The sequence below is a fragment of the Salinicoccus jeotgali genome, from assembly GCF_039538805.1.
Lineage (GTDB): Bacteria > Bacillota > Bacilli > Staphylococcales > Salinicoccaceae > Salinicoccus > Salinicoccus jeotgali.
This window is the reverse complement of sequence record NZ_BAABCK010000012.1, coordinates 88,971-108,066: the sequence shown is the minus strand read 5'-3', so window position 1 is coordinate 108,066 and position 19,096 is coordinate 88,971. Positions and strand designations below refer to the sequence as shown.

General features: G+C 47.7%; 19 protein-coding genes and 1 other annotated feature. All 19 genes read left to right on the top strand.

What is annotated here, in order from left to right; genetic code table 11:
* Position 1: 1 nt before the first annotated feature.
* The 19 genes from ABD734_RS02260 to ABD734_RS02170 all read left to right on the top strand — a co-directional run bounded on the left by ABD734_RS02260 (position 2) and on the right by ABD734_RS02170 (position 18,816).
* Complete coding sequence (locus ABD734_RS02260; RefSeq protein ID WP_344700993.1) at positions 2-805, top strand: MetQ/NlpA family ABC transporter substrate-binding protein; 804 nt, start codon at positions 2-4, stop codon at positions 803-805.
* Positions 802-1,974, top strand: coding sequence for an aminotransferase class I/II-fold pyridoxal phosphate-dependent enzyme (locus tag ABD734_RS02255; protein WP_344700992.1), 1,173 nt, complete (start codon positions 802-804; stop codon positions 1,972-1,974). The genes ABD734_RS02260 and ABD734_RS02255 overlap by 4 nt, the downstream gene beginning before the upstream one ends.
* Before the next feature lie 273 nt (positions 1,975-2,247).
* Positions 2,248-3,096: a rod shape-determining protein MreC gene (gene mreC / locus ABD734_RS02250; protein WP_344700991.1), complete on the top strand. Its 849-nt coding sequence runs from the start codon at positions 2,248-2,250 to the stop codon at positions 3,094-3,096.
* A 1-nt stretch (position 3,097) separates the two neighbouring features.
* Positions 3,098-3,616: a rod shape-determining protein MreD gene (gene mreD, locus ABD734_RS02245; RefSeq protein ID WP_344700990.1), complete on the top strand. Its 519-nt coding sequence runs from the start codon at positions 3,098-3,100 to the stop codon at positions 3,614-3,616.
* Positions 3,617-3,658: 42 nt separating this feature from the next.
* Positions 3,659-3,732: a sequence feature (ribosomal protein L21 leader region), on the top strand.
* A 14-nt stretch (positions 3,733-3,746) separates the two neighbouring features.
* Complete coding sequence (gene rplU / locus ABD734_RS02240) at positions 3,747-4,055, top strand: 50S ribosomal protein L21 (protein ID WP_344700989.1); 309 nt, start codon at positions 3,747-3,749, stop codon at positions 4,053-4,055.
* A complete protein-coding gene (locus ABD734_RS02235) occupies positions 4,055-4,375 on the top strand; it encodes a ribosomal-processing cysteine protease Prp (RefSeq protein WP_344700988.1) in 321 nt (106 codons plus the stop codon). The genes rplU and ABD734_RS02235 overlap by 1 nt, the downstream gene beginning before the upstream one ends.
* Before the next feature lie 10 nt (positions 4,376-4,385).
* A complete protein-coding gene (rpmA, locus tag ABD734_RS02230; protein ID WP_344700987.1) occupies positions 4,386-4,670 on the top strand; it encodes a 50S ribosomal protein L27 in 285 nt (94 codons plus the stop codon).
* A 92-nt stretch (positions 4,671-4,762) separates the two neighbouring features.
* On the top strand, positions 4,763-6,043 hold the full coding sequence (gene obgE / locus ABD734_RS02225; RefSeq protein ID WP_344700986.1) for a GTPase ObgE: 1,281 nt from the start codon (positions 4,763-4,765) through the stop codon (positions 6,041-6,043).
* Positions 6,044-6,053: 10 nt separating this feature from the next.
* Entirely contained in the window at positions 6,054-6,641 is a 588-nt protein-coding gene (gene ruvA, locus ABD734_RS02220; protein WP_344700985.1) for a Holliday junction branch migration protein RuvA, read from the top strand.
* A 12-nt stretch (positions 6,642-6,653) separates the two neighbouring features.
* Positions 6,654-7,673 (top strand): Holliday junction branch migration DNA helicase RuvB, encoded by a 1,020-nt coding sequence (gene ruvB / locus ABD734_RS02215; protein WP_344700984.1) that lies wholly within the window; start codon positions 6,654-6,656, stop codon positions 7,671-7,673.
* Positions 7,674-7,675: 2 nt separating this feature from the next.
* Positions 7,676-8,710, top strand: coding sequence for a tRNA preQ1(34) S-adenosylmethionine ribosyltransferase-isomerase QueA (queA, locus tag ABD734_RS02210; RefSeq protein ID WP_344700983.1), 1,035 nt, complete (start codon positions 7,676-7,678; stop codon positions 8,708-8,710).
* Positions 8,711-9,856 (top strand): tRNA guanosine(34) transglycosylase Tgt, encoded by a 1,146-nt coding sequence (tgt, locus tag ABD734_RS02205; RefSeq protein ID WP_344700982.1) that lies wholly within the window; start codon positions 8,711-8,713, stop codon positions 9,854-9,856.
* An 18-nt stretch (positions 9,857-9,874) separates the two neighbouring features.
* The gene (gene yajC / locus ABD734_RS02200) at positions 9,875-10,138 is read left to right on the top strand and encodes a preprotein translocase subunit YajC (protein ID WP_344700981.1); all 264 of its coding nucleotides are present in this window, start codon (positions 9,875-9,877) and stop codon (positions 10,136-10,138) included.
* A gap of 113 nt (positions 10,139-10,251) precedes the next feature.
* Positions 10,252-12,531, top strand: a complete 2,280-nt coding sequence (gene secDF / locus ABD734_RS02195) for a protein translocase subunit SecDF (RefSeq protein WP_344700980.1) — start codon at positions 10,252-10,254, stop codon at positions 12,529-12,531.
* Between the two features lie 45 nt (positions 12,532-12,576).
* A complete protein-coding gene (recJ, locus tag ABD734_RS02190) occupies positions 12,577-14,820 on the top strand; it encodes a single-stranded-DNA-specific exonuclease RecJ (RefSeq protein WP_344700979.1) in 2,244 nt (747 codons plus the stop codon).
* A complete protein-coding gene (locus ABD734_RS02185) occupies positions 14,817-15,350 on the top strand; it encodes an adenine phosphoribosyltransferase (protein ID WP_344700978.1) in 534 nt (177 codons plus the stop codon). The genes recJ and ABD734_RS02185 overlap by 4 nt, the downstream gene beginning before the upstream one ends.
* Before the next feature lie 106 nt (positions 15,351-15,456).
* Positions 15,457-17,634 (top strand): RelA/SpoT family protein, encoded by a 2,178-nt coding sequence (locus ABD734_RS02180; protein WP_344701060.1) that lies wholly within the window; start codon positions 15,457-15,459, stop codon positions 17,632-17,634.
* Between the two features lie 10 nt (positions 17,635-17,644).
* Entirely contained in the window at positions 17,645-18,097 is a 453-nt protein-coding gene (gene dtd, locus ABD734_RS02175) for a D-aminoacyl-tRNA deacylase (protein ID WP_344700977.1), read from the top strand.
* The gene (locus ABD734_RS02170; protein ID WP_344700976.1) at positions 18,097-18,816 is read left to right on the top strand and encodes an N-acetylmuramoyl-L-alanine amidase family protein; all 720 of its coding nucleotides are present in this window, start codon (positions 18,097-18,099) and stop codon (positions 18,814-18,816) included. Before dtd ends, ABD734_RS02170 begins: the two co-directional genes overlap by 1 nt.
* The last annotated feature ends 280 nt before the right edge of the window (positions 18,817-19,096 follow it).

Sequence of the window (19,096 nt, the reverse complement as noted above, 5' to 3'; positions counted from 1 at the left end):
TATGCGTGGGATATTGATATTCCTTGCTTCAACACTTGCAGTCATTATAGGAAGCAGCGCACTGCTCTACGAAGGGGAGGGGGAAGTGATCACCATCGGCGCTTCCACCGGCCCCTACAGTGATATGGTGAACTTTGCATTGAAACCGGCCTTGGAAGAACAGGGCTACACGGTGGAGATTGTTGAGTACACCGACTACATCCAACCGAATAATGCTTTAAATAATGGAGATCTGGATGCGAATCTTTATCAGAACAAATCGTTCATGGCTGACTTCAATAAGGAGAACGGTACGGATTTCCATAATCTCATCCAAGTGCCGACTGCACCTATGGGACTCTATTCCAGCGAGTATGATTCATTGGATGAAATAGAAAACGGCAGTGAAGTGGCGTTGCCTCTGGATCCCGTCAATTCTTCAAGGGGATTCCAGACGCTTATGGATGCTGGTCTGATTGAAGTTGCAGAAGACGCAAATCTACTTGCGATAGAAGAGAAGGATATATTAAAGAACAATAAAAATCTGGAATTCGTCTACCAGGATTCAGGGCAGCTGCCTAGAAGTGTCGATCAGATCGGATTATCGCTCGTGCCGGGGAACTTTGCGCTAGCAAGCGGAATGGATCTGGCCGATGCGCTCCAGCTTGAAGATATGAATGAGAATTACAGGAATCAGATTGTCGTAAATGCTTCAGATAAAGACAGCAAAATGGCAGAGGACCTCATCAATGCAGTTGAGTCGGAACACTTTAAACAGACGATAGACGAGCAGTTCAAAGGATTCGATAAACCAGAAGGAGAATGAAGATGAACAAACTACTCTCAAGTATTCCCGACAGCTATTTTAAGACGGCTATGGCTGGAGAGGTACCATCCGGTCCCCTCCCACTGATCAACCTCGCAGTCGGCATACCGGATGCCGAGACACCAGAACCCATTCTGAAGCGAGCGGCAGAAGCCCTTTACCAACCAGAAAATCAACGGTACGGACAATTCAGGGGGAAACAGTCATTTAAGGATGCGATCATCGATTTCTACAAGCATGAGTACGATGTGGAGTTGGATGAGGACAATATCGCACTGCTGTACGGCACCAAGAGTGCCCTAGTGCAGTTTCCGATGATGTTCATCGAGCCGGGGGAAGGGGTCTATCTGCCTAATCCAGGCTATCCAGATTATGCAGCCGGTGTTGAATTGGCGAAAGGGGTGATCTATGATCTACCGCTTCTTGCAGAAAACGAATATTTGCCGGATTACGATGCGTTAGATGACCAAGAGAAGGCCAATGCGCGGCTGTTATATTTGAATTATCCGTCGAATCCGCTCGGTGCAGTTGCGGACCGAGCATTTTTCGATCGTACGATAGCGCAGTTTAAAGGAACAGGCACCTGCGTAGTACACGATTTTGCCTATGCACCATTTTCATTTGATGGGAAACATCCCAGTATACTCCAGAGTGAAGGCAGCCTCGACTGTGCCATTGAAATTTATTCTCTGTCGAAAGGATTCAACATGTCTGGATTCCGTTCAGGTTTCGCTGTAGGAAACAAAGAAATGATTAGGGCAATCAACACTTATCAGGACCATACACAAACGGGTATGTGGGGTGTGGTGCAGGAGGCATCTATTGCGGCACTCCAACATGCTGAAGATATTCTGCCCGTACAGAAGGATACCTTCTCCACAAGGAGCCGTCTGGTTACAGGAGCGTTATTGGATATGGGTATTCCAATCAATCCGATTAAAGGGGGGATATTCGGCTGGATCCATGTGCCGGAAGGGTTTGACGGTGAGACGTTTAAGGCTTACCTGCTCCATGAATGCTCCATCCTTGTCACTCCAGGAATTCCATTCGGCTCGCGCGGAAAATACTACATCCGCATATCCCTAGCTGTAGATGACGCCGAGCTGCGGGAAGTGATTGAGCGCTTCAGAGCGATTCAAAATTTATGGAAAAATGACATTTTACATTAAATAATCTACATTATCCCCTTGAAAGCGAACAATTAAACATGTAACATAATAATTGTAATGAAAATGACATAACAGGCTATTGATGATGCTGTCATCTAAAAAGCCTTTGATAGAACATGTATACTTACTGTTCTAGATATCATATATATTATTATCTTATCTGTTATGGAGAGGCCCTAGGGCCTCTCCTTTTTATTTACATATCCTTTATCAGCAATGCTCTATTGTGGTATTCTTTTAACAGATATCATCAATCAATGGAGGCGCTCGATCGTGAACAGGCTTTTCAACCGTAATCGTATGCTGATCATACTTTTTGGCATCATTGTATTAATACTTTTAATAGGTTTCTCAATGACGGATAGGAATTCCGTCACTAAAGCGGAGCAGTTCACCGGCGATCTGACAGCAGGTTCGCAAGTCGTCATAGACGCGCCGGTCGGATTCATAGGCAACATCATCAATAAGATCTCCGCCAGTTTCAATGCTGTTGAAGAAAACGAGGAATTACATGCACAGCTTGAGATGCTGCCGCAGATGCAGGCAGACCTGGAAGGCCTTGAAGCGGAGAATGAGGAGTTGAGGGAAACTCTGGAGGTCAGTTCCAGACGCTCCTACGAAAGTGTGGATGCCCGTGTGATATCGAGGTCACCTGACCAGTGGATGGATAACTTTACCATCGATAAAGGGGAATCCGACGGCATAAAGGAAGGCATGGCGGTGATGACCACAAAAGGCTTGGTGGGGACTGTGGTCAGAGCCAACGGTAGCTCAAGCTATGTAGAGATGCTGACGACATCATCAGCCGGCAATAACCTCTCAGTTCAAGTGACCCATGAAGACGATACGGCATATGGTAATATTCGCAGGTTTGATGATGAACGCAACCTACTTGTAGTTGAGAACATTAAAAACCGCAGCGGACTCGAACGAGGCGATGAAGTCTTCACGAGCGGTCTGGTGGGAAGCCTGCCGGAAGGTCTGCTCATCGGCAAAATAGTTGAGGTCGAAAACGATGAGTATGGGTTGAGTCAAAATGCTTACGTACAGTTGAACAGTAATATGGATGACATCGATCTGGTACATGTCATCAAAAGAAATCCGGAGTCAATGGAGGAATAATATGAGAACACTTATGATTTTCCTCTGTGCCTTCCTATTCATGTATATCGACTTTACCTTTGCGGAATTCAGTCCAGCATCTATCAGTGGAGTGACGGTCTATTTTGTACCCCGCACCTTGCTTATCTTCATATTGCTGCTGTCGATCTATGCAGGATCGAGGATGGGAATATTTTTGGCGGTCGTATTCGGAGCAATGCTCGACATCTACATAGGGTCCCTCTATGGTATACACACCTTCGGGATGGTGGCGTTCGTCGTATTTATGCACACCGCCTTCCGGGTCTTCCATAGAGATTTTGTCGCCATGGCATTTGTCGTACTGCTGCTCATCTTCTTTTACGATGCATATATATATGCGATTTTTTCCATACTTGGCATAATCGATATGCCAATGTTTGATTATGCGGCCCTACGAGCGGTGCCGAGTGTGCTCATCAATGCGCTGCTCTTCTTGATTGTTTTTGTCGTGGCACGCAAAGTCTCCAGAGTCAGGAAAGAACTCCTCAAGCAGGATTGACAGCACCATCTGCTGCTGGTATAATGCAGAAGTTGGTGATAATGTAGACATCAACCGCTCAGTTGCAGGTTCAAGCGATCACTATCCACCTGCAGATGGCGTGTCTTATTTTATATTAGGAGGTGTAAGTATGTTTGCAATTATCGAAACAGGTGGTAAACAAATTAAAGTTGAAGCGGGCCAAACTATCTACGTCGAGAAGATTGACGCAGAAGCAGGTGCCACATTCACTTTTGACAAAGTACTCTTTGTAGGTGGAGATTCAGTTAAAGTTGGTGCCCCTACTGTAGAAGGCGCTACTGTAGCTGCAAAAGTTGAAAAGCACGGCCGCGGTAAAAAAATCGACGTCGTGAAATTCAAGCGCAGAAAGAATTATAAGCGTAAACAAGGTCACCGTCAGCCATATACAAAACTGACAGTTGATAAGATAGACTTCTAATGATTAATGTAGAATTCCATATAAATGATGATGGACAGGTCACTTCCTTCAATATGGAAGGCCATGCCATGTTCGGTGAGTATGGTAGTGACATCGTCTGTGCAGGTGCTTCGGCAGTTGTCTTCGGTTCTGTAAACGCCATACTCAATATGACGGATGCGAATCCCTCAATCGATATGGAGGAAGAATCCGGCTCCTTCAATTTTGAAGTGACAGACCCAGATGATGAAAAACTCCAGACTCTATTGGAAAGCATGATCATATCACTTAAAACAATAGAAGAAGAATACGGTGAAAACATCAAATTATTATTCAAGTGAGGTGAAAGCAATGCTTAAACTCAATCTGCAATTCTTCGCATCCAAAAAAGGTGTAGGTTCAACGAGGAACGGACGTGACTCCCAATCCAAACGCCTTGGTGCCAAAAGACAAGATGGCCAGCATGTAACAGGCGGCTCCATACTTTTCCGCCAGCGTGGAACTAAAATCCACCCAGGTGAGAACGTTGGACGCGGCGGAGATGATACTCTATTCGCTAAGATCGACGGCGTTGTAAAATACGAGCGTTTTGGTCGCGATAAAAAGCGCGTTTCTGTTTATACCGAAGCGAAATAATGAACGAGTGGACATCAGCAGAGCTGGTGTCCTTTTTCATTAAATGAGTGGTGTACGATATGATATAATATTTTAAGGATAGGGGTGAGACTATGTTTATAGATCAGGTTGGTATATTCATAAAAGCCGGCGATGGCGGAAATGGCCTCGTCGCGTATAGACGTGAGAAATATATTCCGATGGGCGGACCTTCAGGCGGCGACGGCGGCGATGGTGCGGACATCATATTTGAGGTCGATGAAGGACTCAGGACATTGATGGACTTCCGGTATCAGCGCCACTTTAAAGCGAAGCGCGGCGGTAACGGAATGAGTGCGAATGCCCACGGGAAAAACAGTGAGCCTATGGTACTGAAGGTGCCACCAGGTACAGTAGTCAAGAAGAAAAAAGACGGAGAAACATTAGCTGATCTGACCCAACACGGGCAAAGGGCCGTCGTCGCCAAAGGCGGACGGGGTGGCCGCGGAAATTCCCGCTTCGCCACGTCAAGGAACCAGGCACCGGACTTTGCCGAGAATGGGGAACCTGGCCAGGAATTTGATGTAGTGCTTGAGTTAAAACTACTGGCCGACGTCGGCCTCGTTGGTTTCCCGAGTGTCGGAAAATCGACCATACTCAGTGCCGTCACCAAAGCGAAACCTAAAATAGGGGATTATCCTTTCACAACCATCAAGCCGAACTTGGGCGTCGTGGAGACGGGGGACGGCAGATCATTTGTCATGGCTGATCTGCCTGGACTCATTGAAGGTGCCTCGGAAGGCACTGGGCTTGGCCATCAGTTCCTAAGGCATGTCGAGCGGACTAAAGTCATCGTTCATGTCATAGATATCAGTGAGGTTGAAGGACGGGATGCAGTAGAGGATTATGAAACAATCCGTAAAGAGATGGGCCTATATAATGAAAGCCTGCTCAAACGGCCTGAAATCATCGTGCTCAATAAAACTGACCTTGTGGAAGACGAGGGCATCTTTGAGAAGTTTGCGGAAGCAGTGGGGGAAGATAAGGAGATATATCGGATTTCGGCTGCCACCCGTGAAAATCTGGACAATATGCTCTACCGCGTTGCGGACATGCTTGAGAAAGCTTCCACGGTCGAAGAAGTCATCGAAGAGACAGATCACCGTGTCGTCTACCGGCATGAAAAAGATCCTGATGCATTTGAGATTACACGTGATGATGATGGCGCCTATGTCGTATCAGGCGATTCCATCGAGCGCATTTTCAAAATGACCGATTTCAACCGCGATGCAGCCGTAAGAAGGTTCGCAAGGCAGATGCGCACCATGGGCATCGACGATGCCCTGCGTGAGAAAGGCATCCAGACGGGCGATACAGTAAGGATCCTCCGCGGTGAATTCGAATTCGTAGAATGATGGTGATTTGATGTATCAGTATATAAAAGGCACGTTAAAAGAAGTTGCGCCACAGAATATTACAGTAGAGACTGGTGGGATCGGCTACTTGATCATGGTGCCGAACCCTTTCCGTTTTGAGAACAGGGATGGGGAAGATGTGACGGTCCATACCGAACTGATTGTGCGGGATGACAGCCACACGCTATACGGGTTTGTGACAATGGACGAAAAGGTCCTCTTCCAATCTCTGCTTCAAGTGACCGGCATCGGTCCGAAAAGTGCACTGGCGATACTTGCTGCTTCGAGTCCGGAAGAGATCATTGAAGCGGTGGAAGCCGAAGATGAGAAATATATGCAGAAATTTCCGGGGGTCGGAAAGAAGACGGCAAGCCAGATCATACTGGATCTAAAAGGCAAGCTCGGACATGTAAGCATAGTATCGCCTACACCCGAAAAAGGTGGCAACAACCACCATATCCAGGAAGCCATGCTTGCGCTTGAAGCGTTGGGCTACAGTAAGCGGGAACTCAAGCGGATTGAAAAGAACCTGAATCAGGAACATTTCGATTCAGTCGATCAGGCCGTTAAGCGAGGTTTGAAGTACTTAGTTCAATAATGGGGTGTTACTATGGACGATCGTATTTTAGATGAAGATAGGCAGAATCAGGAAGAGCAGGTGGAAATGTCACTGCGCCCTGAATTTTTAAGCCAGTATATCGGGCAGAAGACGTTGAAGGATAACCTCAAAGTCTTCATCGAGGCGGCAAAGATCAGGGGAGAGGCCCTCGACCATGTAATACTGCATGGGCCGCCGGGGCTCGGCAAGACGACGCTTTCCAATATAATCGCAAATGAGATGGGTGTAAATATACGTACAACCTCAGGTCCTGCAGTGGAACGTGCAGGGGACTTGGCTGCCATCCTGTCGAGCCTTGAAACAGGCGATGTGCTGTTCATCGATGAAATTCACCGTCTGCCGCGTGCAGTGGAGGAAATACTCTACTCGGCAATGGAGGATTTCTTCCTTGATGTCGTCATCGGTAAAGGTGAGGAAGCGAGAAGCATCCGCATCGATCTGCCACCCTTCACTCTGGTAGGGGCCACAACCCGTTTTGGCAGTCTTTCGGCGCCACTTCGGGACCGTTTCGGGGTACAGCTGCGACTCGAATATTATGATGTCGATAGCCTGATGACGATCGTAAACCGCACAGCGGAAATATTTGAAGTATCCATCGACCCCGACAGCACGGTGGAATTGGCCAGACGTTCAAGGGGCACGCCGCGTATAGCTAATCGGCTGCTGCGCCGCGTACGGGACTTTTCCATAGTCAAGGAAGAGCCATCCATCACTTTGGAAACGACTGATCATGCCCTTAAAGTGCTTGAGGTGGATCCGAGCGGCCTCGACCCGGTCGACCATAAAATTATGAACACAATCATACATACTTATGGTGGCGGACCGGTGGGGTTGGAGACGGTAGCGGTCTCCATTGGTGAGGAAGTGGTGACGCTCCTTGACGTCTATGAGCCTTATCTGATTCAGCAAGGCTTCCTAGAGCGCACTCAGCGCGGCCGCCGGGCCACCGCAAAAAGCTACGAATACTTCAAAGATGACACACAGCCAGATACATCGAGAAATGGGGAATAAGTTTGAAACTCGAAGAATTTGATTTCAACCTGCCACATGATCTGATTGCCCAGACCCCTCTGAAGGACCGGGCTTCAAGCAGACTATTGGCATTGGAGAAGAAATCAGGCACGGTCTCCGATAAGACGTTTGAAGATGTTATCGACTTCTTCAACCCGGGAGATGTACTCGTTTTAAATGATACGAAAGTACTGCCGGCAAGATTATACGGCATCAAAGAAGAGACCGGCGCAAAAATAGAAATGCTTCTGCTGAAGCCGGTCGCAGGGGGATATGAAGTGCTGGTGAAGCCAGCTAAAAAGATCAGCCCAGGTACGGTGGTAAGCTTTGGTGACGGCCTGCTCAAGGCAGTATGTACAGACTCATTCGATGAAGGTATCAAGCATGTCGAACTGAAACATGAGGGTGTGCTTGAAAATGTACTGGATGCCCTTGGAGAGATGCCTCTGCCTCCTTACATCAAGGAGACGCTTGAGGATAAAGAGCGCTATCAGACTGTGTATGCCAAACATTCAGGCTCGGCAGCCGCGCCGACTGCAGGGCTGCATTTCACCGATGCGCTGCTTGAGAAAATCAAGGCTAAAGGTGTACATATCGCCTACATCACATTGCATGTCGGTCTAGGTACATTCCGTCCCGTCAGTACAGATGTGATTGAAGACCATAAGATGCACTCGGAGTTCTATATCATGGACCATCCTACAGCGGAACTGTTGAACACGGTCAAGTCAAAAGGCGGTAAGATCATCAGTGTAGGGACGACGAGCACAAGGACATTGGAGACGATCGTCAGGGATCACGGTAAGTTCACTGAAGCCAGTGGATTCACTGATATCTTCATCTATCCCGGATTTGAATACCGGGCGATCGATGCCCTGATCACAAACTTCCATCTGCCTAAATCTTCGCTGATGATGCTGGTGAGTGCATTCAGTGATAAAGAGACGATCATGGCGGCATATCAACATGCCATCAATGAATCATACCGATTCTTCAGTTTTGGCGATGCAATGATAATATATGAGGATGAAACTTAGATGGCAATCAGATATGAACATATTAAGACATGTAAACAGACCGGAGCCCGTATAGGCAAACTCCATACACCACACGGTACTATAGACACTCCGATATTCATGCCCGTCGGTACCTTGGCGACAGTCAAATCAATGACTCCGGAGGAGCTTGCGGATATCGGCAGTCAGATCATTTTGAGCAATACTTATCATCTATGGCTGAGACCGGGGAGCGACATCATTAAAGAAGCAGGCGGTCTCCATAAATTCATGAACTGGGATAAGCCGATATTGACCGACTCCGGTGGATTCCAGGTATTCAGCCTGAGCGACAGACGCAAAATCGAAGAAGAAGGTGTCCACTTCAGGAGCCATCTGGATGGCTCCAAGCTGTTCCTGAGTCCGGAGAAGGCAATGGACATCCAGCATGACCTCGGATCGGATATCATGATGGCATTTGATGAATGTCCGCCTTTCCCAGCCGAGGAACGATATGTAAAAGATTCCATCGAGCGCACAAGCAGATGGGCTGAGAGGTGTCTTGAGCATCACAATAAAGGTGGCCATGACCGCAACCAGGCGCTATTCGGCATTGTGCAAGGCGGGGAATACAAAAACTTGCGTGAACAAAGTGCCAAAGATCTGGTCAGCATGGATTTCCCCGGATATTCCATCGGTGGATTGTCCGTTGGGGAGCCAAAACCCATTATGTATCGTGTGCTTGAGGAGACTGTGCCACTGCTGCCGGAAGACAAGCCCAGGTATCTGATGGGCGTCGGCTCTCCAGATGCCCTGATAGAAGGTGTAATCAGGGGCATCGACATGTTCGACTGCGTCCTGCCGACCCGTATTGCACGCAATGGCACAACCATGACTTCAAGAGGCAGGGTTGTCGTCAAAAACAAGAAGTTCGAGCGGGATTTCACGCCGCTTGACCCCGGCTGCGACTGTTATACATGCCGGAACTATTCAAAGGCGTACCTCAGACATCTATTCAAAGCAAATGAAATTCTAGGATTAAGGCTTACGACTTACCATAACCTTTATTTTCTGCTAAAATTGATGGAAGATGTTCGAACTGCGATTTTAAATGATCAATTAATGGACTTTAAAGAAGCATTTTTCGAATCATATGGATTGAATGTTGAAAATCCAAAAAATTTCTAAAGAGGAGAAGATTTTTAAATGGAGTTTTTCATGGCCATTCTGCCGTTCCTGGTATTAATTCTGGTAATGTATTTCCTGATGATCCGTCCGGCACAGAAGAAACAAAAAGCAGTGCAAGATATGCAGGCAAATATGCAAAAAGGTGATGATATCATCACTATCGGAGGCATCCACGGAACGGTTGAGTCATTCGATCAAAAACATATGTACATCCGCACCGATGATGTAAATGGTGCCATCCTTAAATTTGAACGTGTTGCACTTAAGGAAATTGTCAAGTAGTATGATAAGCTGGCTCGGTGAGCCAGCTTTTTTTAATTTTAATTTTTAATTTAAGCTCCCAAGCGTTATAATTGAAATATTGATGATTCATAAAATAATCGAGGTGTGTCCTATTGAAAACTAAGAAAAACAGGATAATATCTGCAATTATCCTTGCAATAATATTATTGACGACAGTGGGGCTGACTGCTAAAGATCTGGGCAAAAATGTCAATCTCGGCCTGGATCTTCAGGGTGGTTTCGAGGTGCTCTATCAAGTTGAACCACTGCATGAAGGAGACGAGATCGATGAAGCTGCAATGAGCAGCACCGCACAGACGCTCGATTCGCGCGTCAACGTACTTGGTGTCTCTGAACCGAATATCCAGGTTGAAGACGGCAACAGGATCCGCGTACAGCTGGCGGGTGTGGAAGATCAGACGGAGGCCCGTGAACTGCTCAGTACACAGGCTGAACTGACGATCAGAAACGTCGATGATGAAGTCCTCCTTGATGGTTCGGATCTTGTACAGGGCGGCGCCAGTCAAAGCTTTGATGAAATGAACCAACCGATGGTCTCGCTTCAGCTGAAAGACCCCGAAAAATTCAGGGACATCACTGAAGAGATCTCGAATCGCCCTCCAGGTGAGAATCTGATGGTAATCTGGATGGATTTTGAAGAGGGTGAGGATAGCTTTAAAGAAGAAGTAACAAAAGAAGACCCCAAATTCATCTCTGCACCAAGTGTGGAGCAGGCCTTGAACACATCCGACGTTATGATTTCGGGTGGATTCTCCGGCCAGGAGGGATTGGAGCGTGCCCAGAATATTGCGGCACTGCTCAATGCAGGCTCGTTGCCTGTTGACCTGAAGGAAATCTATTCGACTTCGGTAGGTGCCCAGTTCGGTGAACAGGCACTCGACGAGACCGTAACGGCGGGACTGATCGGGGCGCTGATTGTCTTCCTCTATATGATTGCGTTCTACAGGCTCCCTGGGATCATCGCCGCTGTCACGTTGACGGTCTATATCTATCTTACGGTGCTCGGCTTCAATATAATCGGTGGGGTGCTCACCCTACCGGGTATCGCCGCCCTGATCCTTGGGGTCGGGATGGCAGTCGATGCGAACATCATCATGTATGAACGCATGAAGGATGAACTGCGGATCGGCCGTAACATCAAACAAGCCTATAAGAAGGCATCCCAGGCGTCGCTTTGGACGATTATAGATGCCAACATCACTACATTGGTCGCCGGCATAGTGCTCTTCATATTCGGTACGAGCAGCGTCAAAGGGTTTGCGACCATGTTGCTTCTATCGATACTGATGAGTTTCATCACCGCCGTCTTCCTGACGCGCATACTGTTGTCACTGCTCGTCAAATCGAATTTCTTCAACAAGCGCCTGACATGGTTCGGGGTCAAGGAAGCGGACCGCTTCAGCTTGAACGAAGGCAAGGATATCGAACATCTGACGACACCTTGGGACAAGTTTGATTTTGTCGGCCATGCGAAGAAGTTCTTTACATTCAGTCTAGTGACCATACTCGCCGGCCTTCTCATCCTGTCCATCTTCAAATTGAATTTGGGTATAGACTTCACAAGCGGCACACGGGCGGATATCCAAACGTCGGAAGAGGCTACTGTAGAAGAGGTGGAGACAGAGCTTGAAGATATCGGCCTCGCCCCTGACAGCATCACCACTTCTGGTGAAGATATGGTGGTTGTCCGCTATACCAAAAACCTGGATCAGGAAGAAGTCACCACGATGCAGAATACATTCGATGAATTATACGGGTACGAGCCAGCGGTCAGTACGGTCAGCCCAATAGTCGGGCAGGAGTTGGCGAAGAATGCAATGATCGCATTGGCCATCGCTTCAATAGGCATCATCATCTATGCCTCGATCCGCTTCGAATGGCGCATGGCGCTGCCGAGTGTGCTGGCACTCATCCATGATGCATTCATCATGATCGCCATCTTCTCCATCTTCAGGATTGAAGTGGACATTACATTCATTGCAGCGGTCCTGACGATCGTTGGTTATTCGATCAACGATACCATCGTGACATTCGACAGGGTGAGGGAGAACTTGCGTAAATATAAAGTCATCAATAATGAAAAAGAAATTGATGCAATCATCAACCGTTCCCTGAAGCAGACACTGACCCGCTCGGTCAATACTGTATTCACAGTTGTCATTGTCGTATTATTCCTGATCATTTTCGGCAGCAGTGCAATCTTCAACTTCTCACTCGCTTTGCTGATTGGTCTGATCAGCGGCATTTATTCCTCGCTGTTCATCGCCCTCCAGTTATGGGGCATATTGAAGAAACGTCAGTTCAGAAAGACTGATGGCAGTTTGACGGTTTATGAAGAGAAGAAAAAGAACGACGAAAAAATATTGGTATAAGAGAACGCCCGGGAGTCCCCGGGCGTTTTATAAAGGGAGGATCACATGTATCAGTCGAAGTTTGAATGGAGAGTTCGCAAAGGGACAGAGGAGATACCCGAATCTTTAATCGGTGCTTTCAAATTGAATATGCTTGAACAGACCATCCTCGAAAACAGAGGATATACGACAGAGGAAGATTTGATGAAAATCTATAATCCCACAACCTATGACGCCTCTTTGGTACACGACATGGACAAGGCGGTGGGTCGGATTAATGTTGCTGTTGAGCATGGGGAACGCATACTCGTCTATGGTGACTTTGATGCGGATGGCATCACCAGCACCGTCCTGCTGCTTAAAGCATTGAGGCGAAAAGGGGCTGACGCCGGATATTTCATACCCAACCGCATAGAAGATGGTTACGGACCGAACCGGGAAGTGTTCGAGGAGATCGTCATCGGCCAGTACGACCTTGTCATCACTGTAGACAATGGCATTTCAGGTAAAGAGGAACTGGCGTTCCTCAATGACCACGGCATAGATACAATCGTCGTCGACCACCACACTTTCGGTGAATCGGTACCGGAGACGGTGATCATCCACCCGGACCACCCTGACGGTTCATATCCCTTCAAAAGTCTGGCAGGCGTCGGCATCACATACAAATTGGTACAGGCTCTGGGCGCCGCCGCGCAGGACGATCTTGCACTTGTTGCAATCGGCACTGTAGCTGATCTTGTGCCCATGATAGACGAGAACAAGAAGCTGGTGATGGAAGGGTTGGAAATATTGAATAACGAACCTTCCACAGGGATTCATACCTTACTGCGTGCGGCCGGTCATGAAGGCGGGGTCGATGAGGAAACCATAGCGTTTACGGTTGCCCCCCGTCTGAATGCCACCGGTCGGCTTGGAGAAGCTGAAATCGCCGTGGAACTGTTGCTCGAGGATGAGAGGCATGCAGCATATGAAATGGCTATGACGATCGAGAACATGAATGCCGAACGTAAGCAGCTGGTCATCGATATTTTCGGGGAGGCTGTAGAGCAGATCAGGACAGAGAACCAGATCAATATCGCATATGCCGACGGCTGGCATCCCGGGGTGCTCGGCATAGTCGCCTCGAGGATAGTGGAAGAGTTCGGCAAGCCCGCCATTGTACTGACCCGGGATGGGGACAGTTACCGTGGTTCCGGCCGCTCGATTGAAGGGCTTGACCTGCATGACATAATCACCCGGCAATCGACGCACTATACCCATTTTGGGGGACACGCCCAAGCGCTTGGCATCGAGGTGGCGGCAGAAGACATTGACGCATTCAAAATAGAGCTGGAAGAATACTTCGCAAGCCTCGGACTTGATCTGAAGCCGGTGAAATACATCGATTACCAGGTGGATGGGACCAACATGACCATGCAGGGATTCGAGCGTTTCGAGCGCCTCAAACCATTCGGCCAATCATTTCAATCGCCTGTTTTCCTGCTCCAAAATGATACGATAGGGCAAATACGGCAAGTGGGTAAAGATAAGAGCCATATCAAACTGACGATGCCCCGGGTCGGCATGGATGTCATCGGTTTCGGGTTTGGGCACCTCATCAATGAAGTGTCACAGAATGATGTCATCAGCTTGATTGGGACGGTCAACATCAACGAGTTCAATCAAAAACGCAGTCTGCAGCTGATGCTTCAGGACGCCAATGTGGATAATGTCCAACTGATCGATATGAGGAGTCGGTCCGATCAGCGGTTCGACATGATATCAAAGAATGACGTTTTCGTCATCGCCAAAGGTAAGGAGCGGCTCGGTGACAATTACTACGAATACGGGGAAGATCTGCCGTTCACTTCAGGGACTGTAGTACTGAGGGATCTGCCTGATGACCTTCTGGATCTTGCGTATTCACTGAATGGTATCCATGCATCTAAAATAATCTCGATATTCAACAGCCGTGAAGAACTCTTTTTTTCCGGGATTCCCTCACAAGCGGATGTCAACGCCCTGCAACAGCTGGTGTCGGGCGCTGACGATGGCACAATCAACCTCGCTAAACATGCGCCTGCACTTGCTGGGCGTCTTGGGGTAAAAATGAATTTCCTCAAAATGATGGTTGATATTATGGTGGATTTGGACATGATTACGTTAAAAGATGGTATAATATATAAGCAAAAGGATGATTCAGACCGTAAAATTGAAGAATCTTTGCTTTTCAATGAACTGAGGAAGCGGCTTGAGGCAGAAAAAATGTTGAAGATGTCTTCCTCCTCTGAGCTGAAAAACTATCTCAGGACATTAATTTCGAAGTGAGTGGGGTAAAAAATGGATTTAAAAAATATGTTTCAGAAGTACAGGATTGGCCTAAAAAAGGCGTCAGTTTCAAAGACATCACGACTATAATGGACGATGGCAAGGCATATGGCTATGCAACAGACCAGATTGTCGAATATGCCAAGGAAAAACAAGTGGATATCATCGTCGGTCCAGAAGCACGGGGATTCATCATCGGGTGTCCTGTGGCATACAGCATGGGCATCGGATTTGCTCCTGTCAGAAAAGAAGGGAAGCTGCCGAGGGAAGTCATCAAGTATGAATATGATCTGGAATACGGCTCGAACATCCTGACTATGCACAGGGACGCAATCTCTCCCGGACAGCGCGTACTCATCACCGATGATCTTCTCGCTACCGGTGGGACGATTGAAGGGGCGATCCATCTGGTTGAGAAGCTCGGGGGCATCGTCGTCGGCATTGCCTTCCTTATAGAGCTTGAATATCTGGAAGGCAAGAAGCGTCTTGAGGGGTATGACACACTCTCTCTGATCACTTATGCACAATAGCACGCCATAAAGTCTGTGAAAACAGGCTTTTTTTCTACATTCATTTATTTGAAATGGATTTTATAGTATGATGATTCTAATCAGTGTAATGGGAAGCGGTGAGGACATGAACAAGGAATATCCCTATAGTGCGGATCAGGTGATACAAATGTGCAGCGCCTATATGAATGAGAAGGACATGGGCATGATAGAGAAGGCGTATAAACTTGCACATGAAGCGCACGAAGGACAATACAGGAAAAGCGGAGAGCCTTACATACTGCACCCGGTACAAGTTGCGGGGATCCTCGCAGAGCTGAAGCTTGACGGTCCCACCATCATCGCGGGATTCCTCCATGACGTTGTGGAAGATACACCCTATACTTTTGAAGATCTTGTGGGTATGTTCAACGAAGAAGTTGCAGTGATAGTGGACGGTGTAACGAAACTTGAAAAGGTCAAATACAAGTCCAAGCAAGAAGAGCAGGCGGAGAACCATAGAAAGCTCTTTATCGCCATCGCCAAGGATATCCGCGTCATCCTCGTGAAGCTCGCAGACCGGCTGCATAATATGAGGACGCTAAAAGCAATGCCTGAAGCCAAGCAGATAAGGACTTCACAGGAAACGCTTGAAATCTATGCGCCGCTTGCGCACAGGCTCGGTATTTCAAGCATCAAGTGGGAGCTTGAGGATATCGCGCTCAGATATATAGAGCCACAGCAGTATTTCAAGATTGTGAGCTTGATGAAAAAACGACGCAGTGAGCGTGAAGTGGTCATCAATGATGCGATGGAACGCATCGAGGAAGAGATGGCCAATACAAAAATAAAAGGACAATTATCAGGACGGCCGAAACATATATACAGCATCTACAGAAAAATGAAGAAGGACCATAAGCAGTTTGACCAGATATTCGATCTGCTTGCCATCCGGGTGCTGGTGGATAACATTAAGGACTGTTATGCGGTGCTCGGTGTCATCCACACGATATGGAAACCAATGCCAGGCCGCTTCAAGGATTATATCGCCATGCCCAAACCGAACATGTATCAGTCCCTCCACACCACAGTAGTCGGTCCGAACGGAGATCCTCTGGAAATCCAGATCCGGACATATGAGATGCATGATATAGCGGAACACGGGGTGGCAGCCCATTGGGCTTACAAGGAAGGGAAGGAACTCAAGGAAGAACCTTCACGCGACAAGCGCCTCCACTGGTTCCAGGATCTTATAGACCAGGAGACATCTTCACCGGATGCAGAAGAATTCATGGAAGCATTGAAGACGGACCTGCTAAGCGATAAAGTGTATGTCTTCACACCGAATGGAGACGTGGTCGAGCTGCCGAAAGGGGCAATCCCAATCGATTTTGCCTACCAGGTCCATACAGAAGTGGGCAACAAGATGATCGGGGCGAAAGTGAACGGCAAGATCGTCCCGATCGACTATGAGTTATCGACGGGTGAGATCGTCGAAATAAGGACCAGCAAGCAATCCTACGGTCCGAGCCTGGACTGGCTGAAGCTCGTCAAATCATCAAGCTCCAAAAATAAGATACGCGCCTTCTTCAAAAAGCAGGATAGGGCGAGCAATATAGAAAAAGGACGTTTTGCGGTCGAGCATGAAATAAAGAACCGCGAATACAAACCTGATAATATCTTGAAGCCGCAACATATGGAACCTGTCCTTGAACGCTATAACTTAAATAGTGAGGATGATCTGTTTGCGATGGTCGGCTTTGGTGGCATAACAGCCCAGCAGGTGACAAACAGATTGATGGAGAAATTCAAAGTCACTGAAGAGAAATCGAATGTGGTGGAAGAGATCGACAGGACCCATCACTATAAGGAGATTTCAACGGAGTCCGGCGTCTATGTACAAGGCATGGATAATATGCTCATCAACCTCTCCAAATGCTGTAACCCTATACCGGGCGATGAGATAATCGGTTTCATCACGAAAGGTCATGGTGTGAAGGTCCACGTAACAAGCTGTCCGAACATCAGAAATGAGACCGAACGGCTCATAGATGTGGAGTGGGTGAAGAATAAGGATAAGGACCGTAAATATCAGGCTGACCTGGAAATAACAGGGTATGACAGGCAGGGGCTCGTCAACGAAGTGCTCAATATGATTGCCGGTACGAAATTCCCGATCACCCGGGTGAACGGACGGGCTGATATCGATAATCATGCCAAAATAAGTTTGTCGGTGATGGTCCATAATGTCACAGACTTGTATCGGATCGTCGACAAGATTAAACAGCTGCCTGACATCTACAGTGTAGAACGGGTATTTAAATGAGGTGGAATTAATGAGGGTCTTATTGCAGAGGGTGTCGAGTGCGACAGTGATAAGCAATGAATTTTACAATGAAATCAAAAAAGGATATTGCCTGCTGGTCGGCGTCTCCAAAGATTCGACGGAGGCGGATGCGAGGAAACTCGCTGAGAAGATTGCCGCCAGCCGGAATTTTGAAGATAGGGATGGGAAGATTAACCTCTCCATCAAAGATGTGGATGGGGAAATCCTCAGCATCTCCCAATTTACGCTCTACGCCGATGTGAAAAAAGGTAACCGTCCAAGCTTTACCGATTCAGCCGGCAAGGAGCAGGCCAAACATCTCTATGACGTCTTCAATTCCCATCTGAAGGACCAGGGCCTGACGGTGAAAGAAGGGTTCTTTGGTGAAATGATGAATGTACAGATCAACAACGAAGGGCCGATCACCTTCATGTATGAAGCGGAAAATGGAAAAATATTGTGATGGAATGGATGAAAAGGCTTCTCGTCAACACATTTGGTGCAGTCACCTTTTTCATCAAGTACAAAAAACATGTCTATATGATTCCTGTGGCTTTTCTGTTGGCCGCTTCCCTGATAGTCTTCATCACCGCCGCAACCGGTCACCTGTTCAAGGCTTCAGGCAACGAGGCGCCAATTGACCTGCAGCCGCGTGAATATGATATTTCAGGCACGACTATAGTGCTCGACCCGGGCCATGGTGGCAAAGATCCGGGGGCGACGAGTGCCTCGGGCATTACAGAGGATGAAATCGTCTACAGACTGGCTGGGCAGTTGAAGGAAGAACTGGAAAGGCACGGTGCAGAAGTGCTGCTCACAAGGGAGCAGGACACCTTCGCGTCGCTTGATGCCAGGAAAGTTGAAGGCGACCTGTTCATCAGCCTGCACAGCGATGCCATGGATGATCCGAGCGTCACCGGATTCACCACATATTATACGTATCCACATCAAAAGAAATTTGCCGAAACGCTGAACAATGCACTGGATACCCGCTCCTATTTCAGGAACCGCGGGGTCCACAGCATGAACTATCAGGTGACATGGCAACTGGATTATCCCGCGGTCCTTGTTGAACTTGGCTATTTGAGCAATGAATTGGATGATCGCATCCTTCTGACTTCGCATTATCAGGAACTGATGGTGCAGGGCCTTACCGACGGAATCGTAGAGTACTTGAAATGAATGCTTGACTTCATCGGCTTTAAGCCATAATATTAATATACTATATAAATGAAAAACTGTTCTTTGATCCAAAGAGGGGGATAGGGTGATGTCCAGAGAGGTCTGTCGAGGCTGAAAACAGACTCATCATCCGTATCCATGAACCGACACTTTGGTAGAACCCCGTGCGCCGGGCGGTGGCAGCCGTTAATATGCCAGAGGGCCTTTTATCGGCTGAATCAGGGTGGCAACGCGAGTAATCGCCCCTTATATCCAATTGGATATAAGGGGCTTTTTTTAA

What these genes read in the sequence shown, in the direction of transcription:
- yajC (WP_344700981.1), top strand. Translation starts at nt 9,875, where the DNA reads ATGGAGTTTTTCATGGCCATTCTGCCGTTCCTGGTATTAATTCTGGTA.
- rpmA (WP_344700987.1), top strand. Translation starts at nt 4,386, where the DNA reads ATGCTTAAACTCAATCTGCAATTCTTCGCATCCAAAAAAGGTGTAGGT.
- dtd (WP_344700977.1), top strand. Translation starts at nt 17,645, where the DNA reads ATGAGGGTCTTATTGCAGAGGGTGTCGAGTGCGACAGTGATAAGCAAT.
- ABD734_RS02170 (WP_344700976.1), top strand. Translation starts at nt 18,097, where the DNA reads ATGGAATGGATGAAAAGGCTTCTCGTCAACACATTTGGTGCAGTCACC.
- ruvA (WP_344700985.1), top strand. Translation starts at nt 6,054, where the DNA reads ATGTATCAGTATATAAAAGGCACGTTAAAAGAAGTTGCGCCACAGAAT.
- rplU (WP_344700989.1), top strand. Translation starts at nt 3,747, where the DNA reads ATGTTTGCAATTATCGAAACAGGTGGTAAACAAATTAAAGTTGAAGCG.
- tgt (WP_344700982.1), top strand. Translation starts at nt 8,711, where the DNA reads ATGGCAATCAGATATGAACATATTAAGACATGTAAACAGACCGGAGCC.
- ruvB (WP_344700984.1), top strand. Translation starts at nt 6,654, where the DNA reads ATGGACGATCGTATTTTAGATGAAGATAGGCAGAATCAGGAAGAGCAG.
- ABD734_RS02180 (WP_344701060.1), top strand. Translation starts at nt 15,457, where the DNA reads ATGAACAAGGAATATCCCTATAGTGCGGATCAGGTGATACAAATGTGC.
- mreD (WP_344700990.1), top strand. Translation starts at nt 3,098, where the DNA reads ATGAGAACACTTATGATTTTCCTCTGTGCCTTCCTATTCATGTATATC.
- recJ (WP_344700979.1), top strand. Translation starts at nt 12,577, where the DNA reads ATGTATCAGTCGAAGTTTGAATGGAGAGTTCGCAAAGGGACAGAGGAG.
- ABD734_RS02260 (WP_344700993.1), top strand. Translation starts at nt 2, where the DNA reads ATGCGTGGGATATTGATATTCCTTGCTTCAACACTTGCAGTCATTATA.
- ABD734_RS02255 (WP_344700992.1), top strand. Translation starts at nt 802, where the DNA reads ATGAAGATGAACAAACTACTCTCAAGTATTCCCGACAGCTATTTTAAG.
- ABD734_RS02235 (WP_344700988.1), top strand. Translation starts at nt 4,055, where the DNA reads ATGATTAATGTAGAATTCCATATAAATGATGATGGACAGGTCACTTCC.
- obgE (WP_344700986.1), top strand. Translation starts at nt 4,763, where the DNA reads ATGTTTATAGATCAGGTTGGTATATTCATAAAAGCCGGCGATGGCGGA.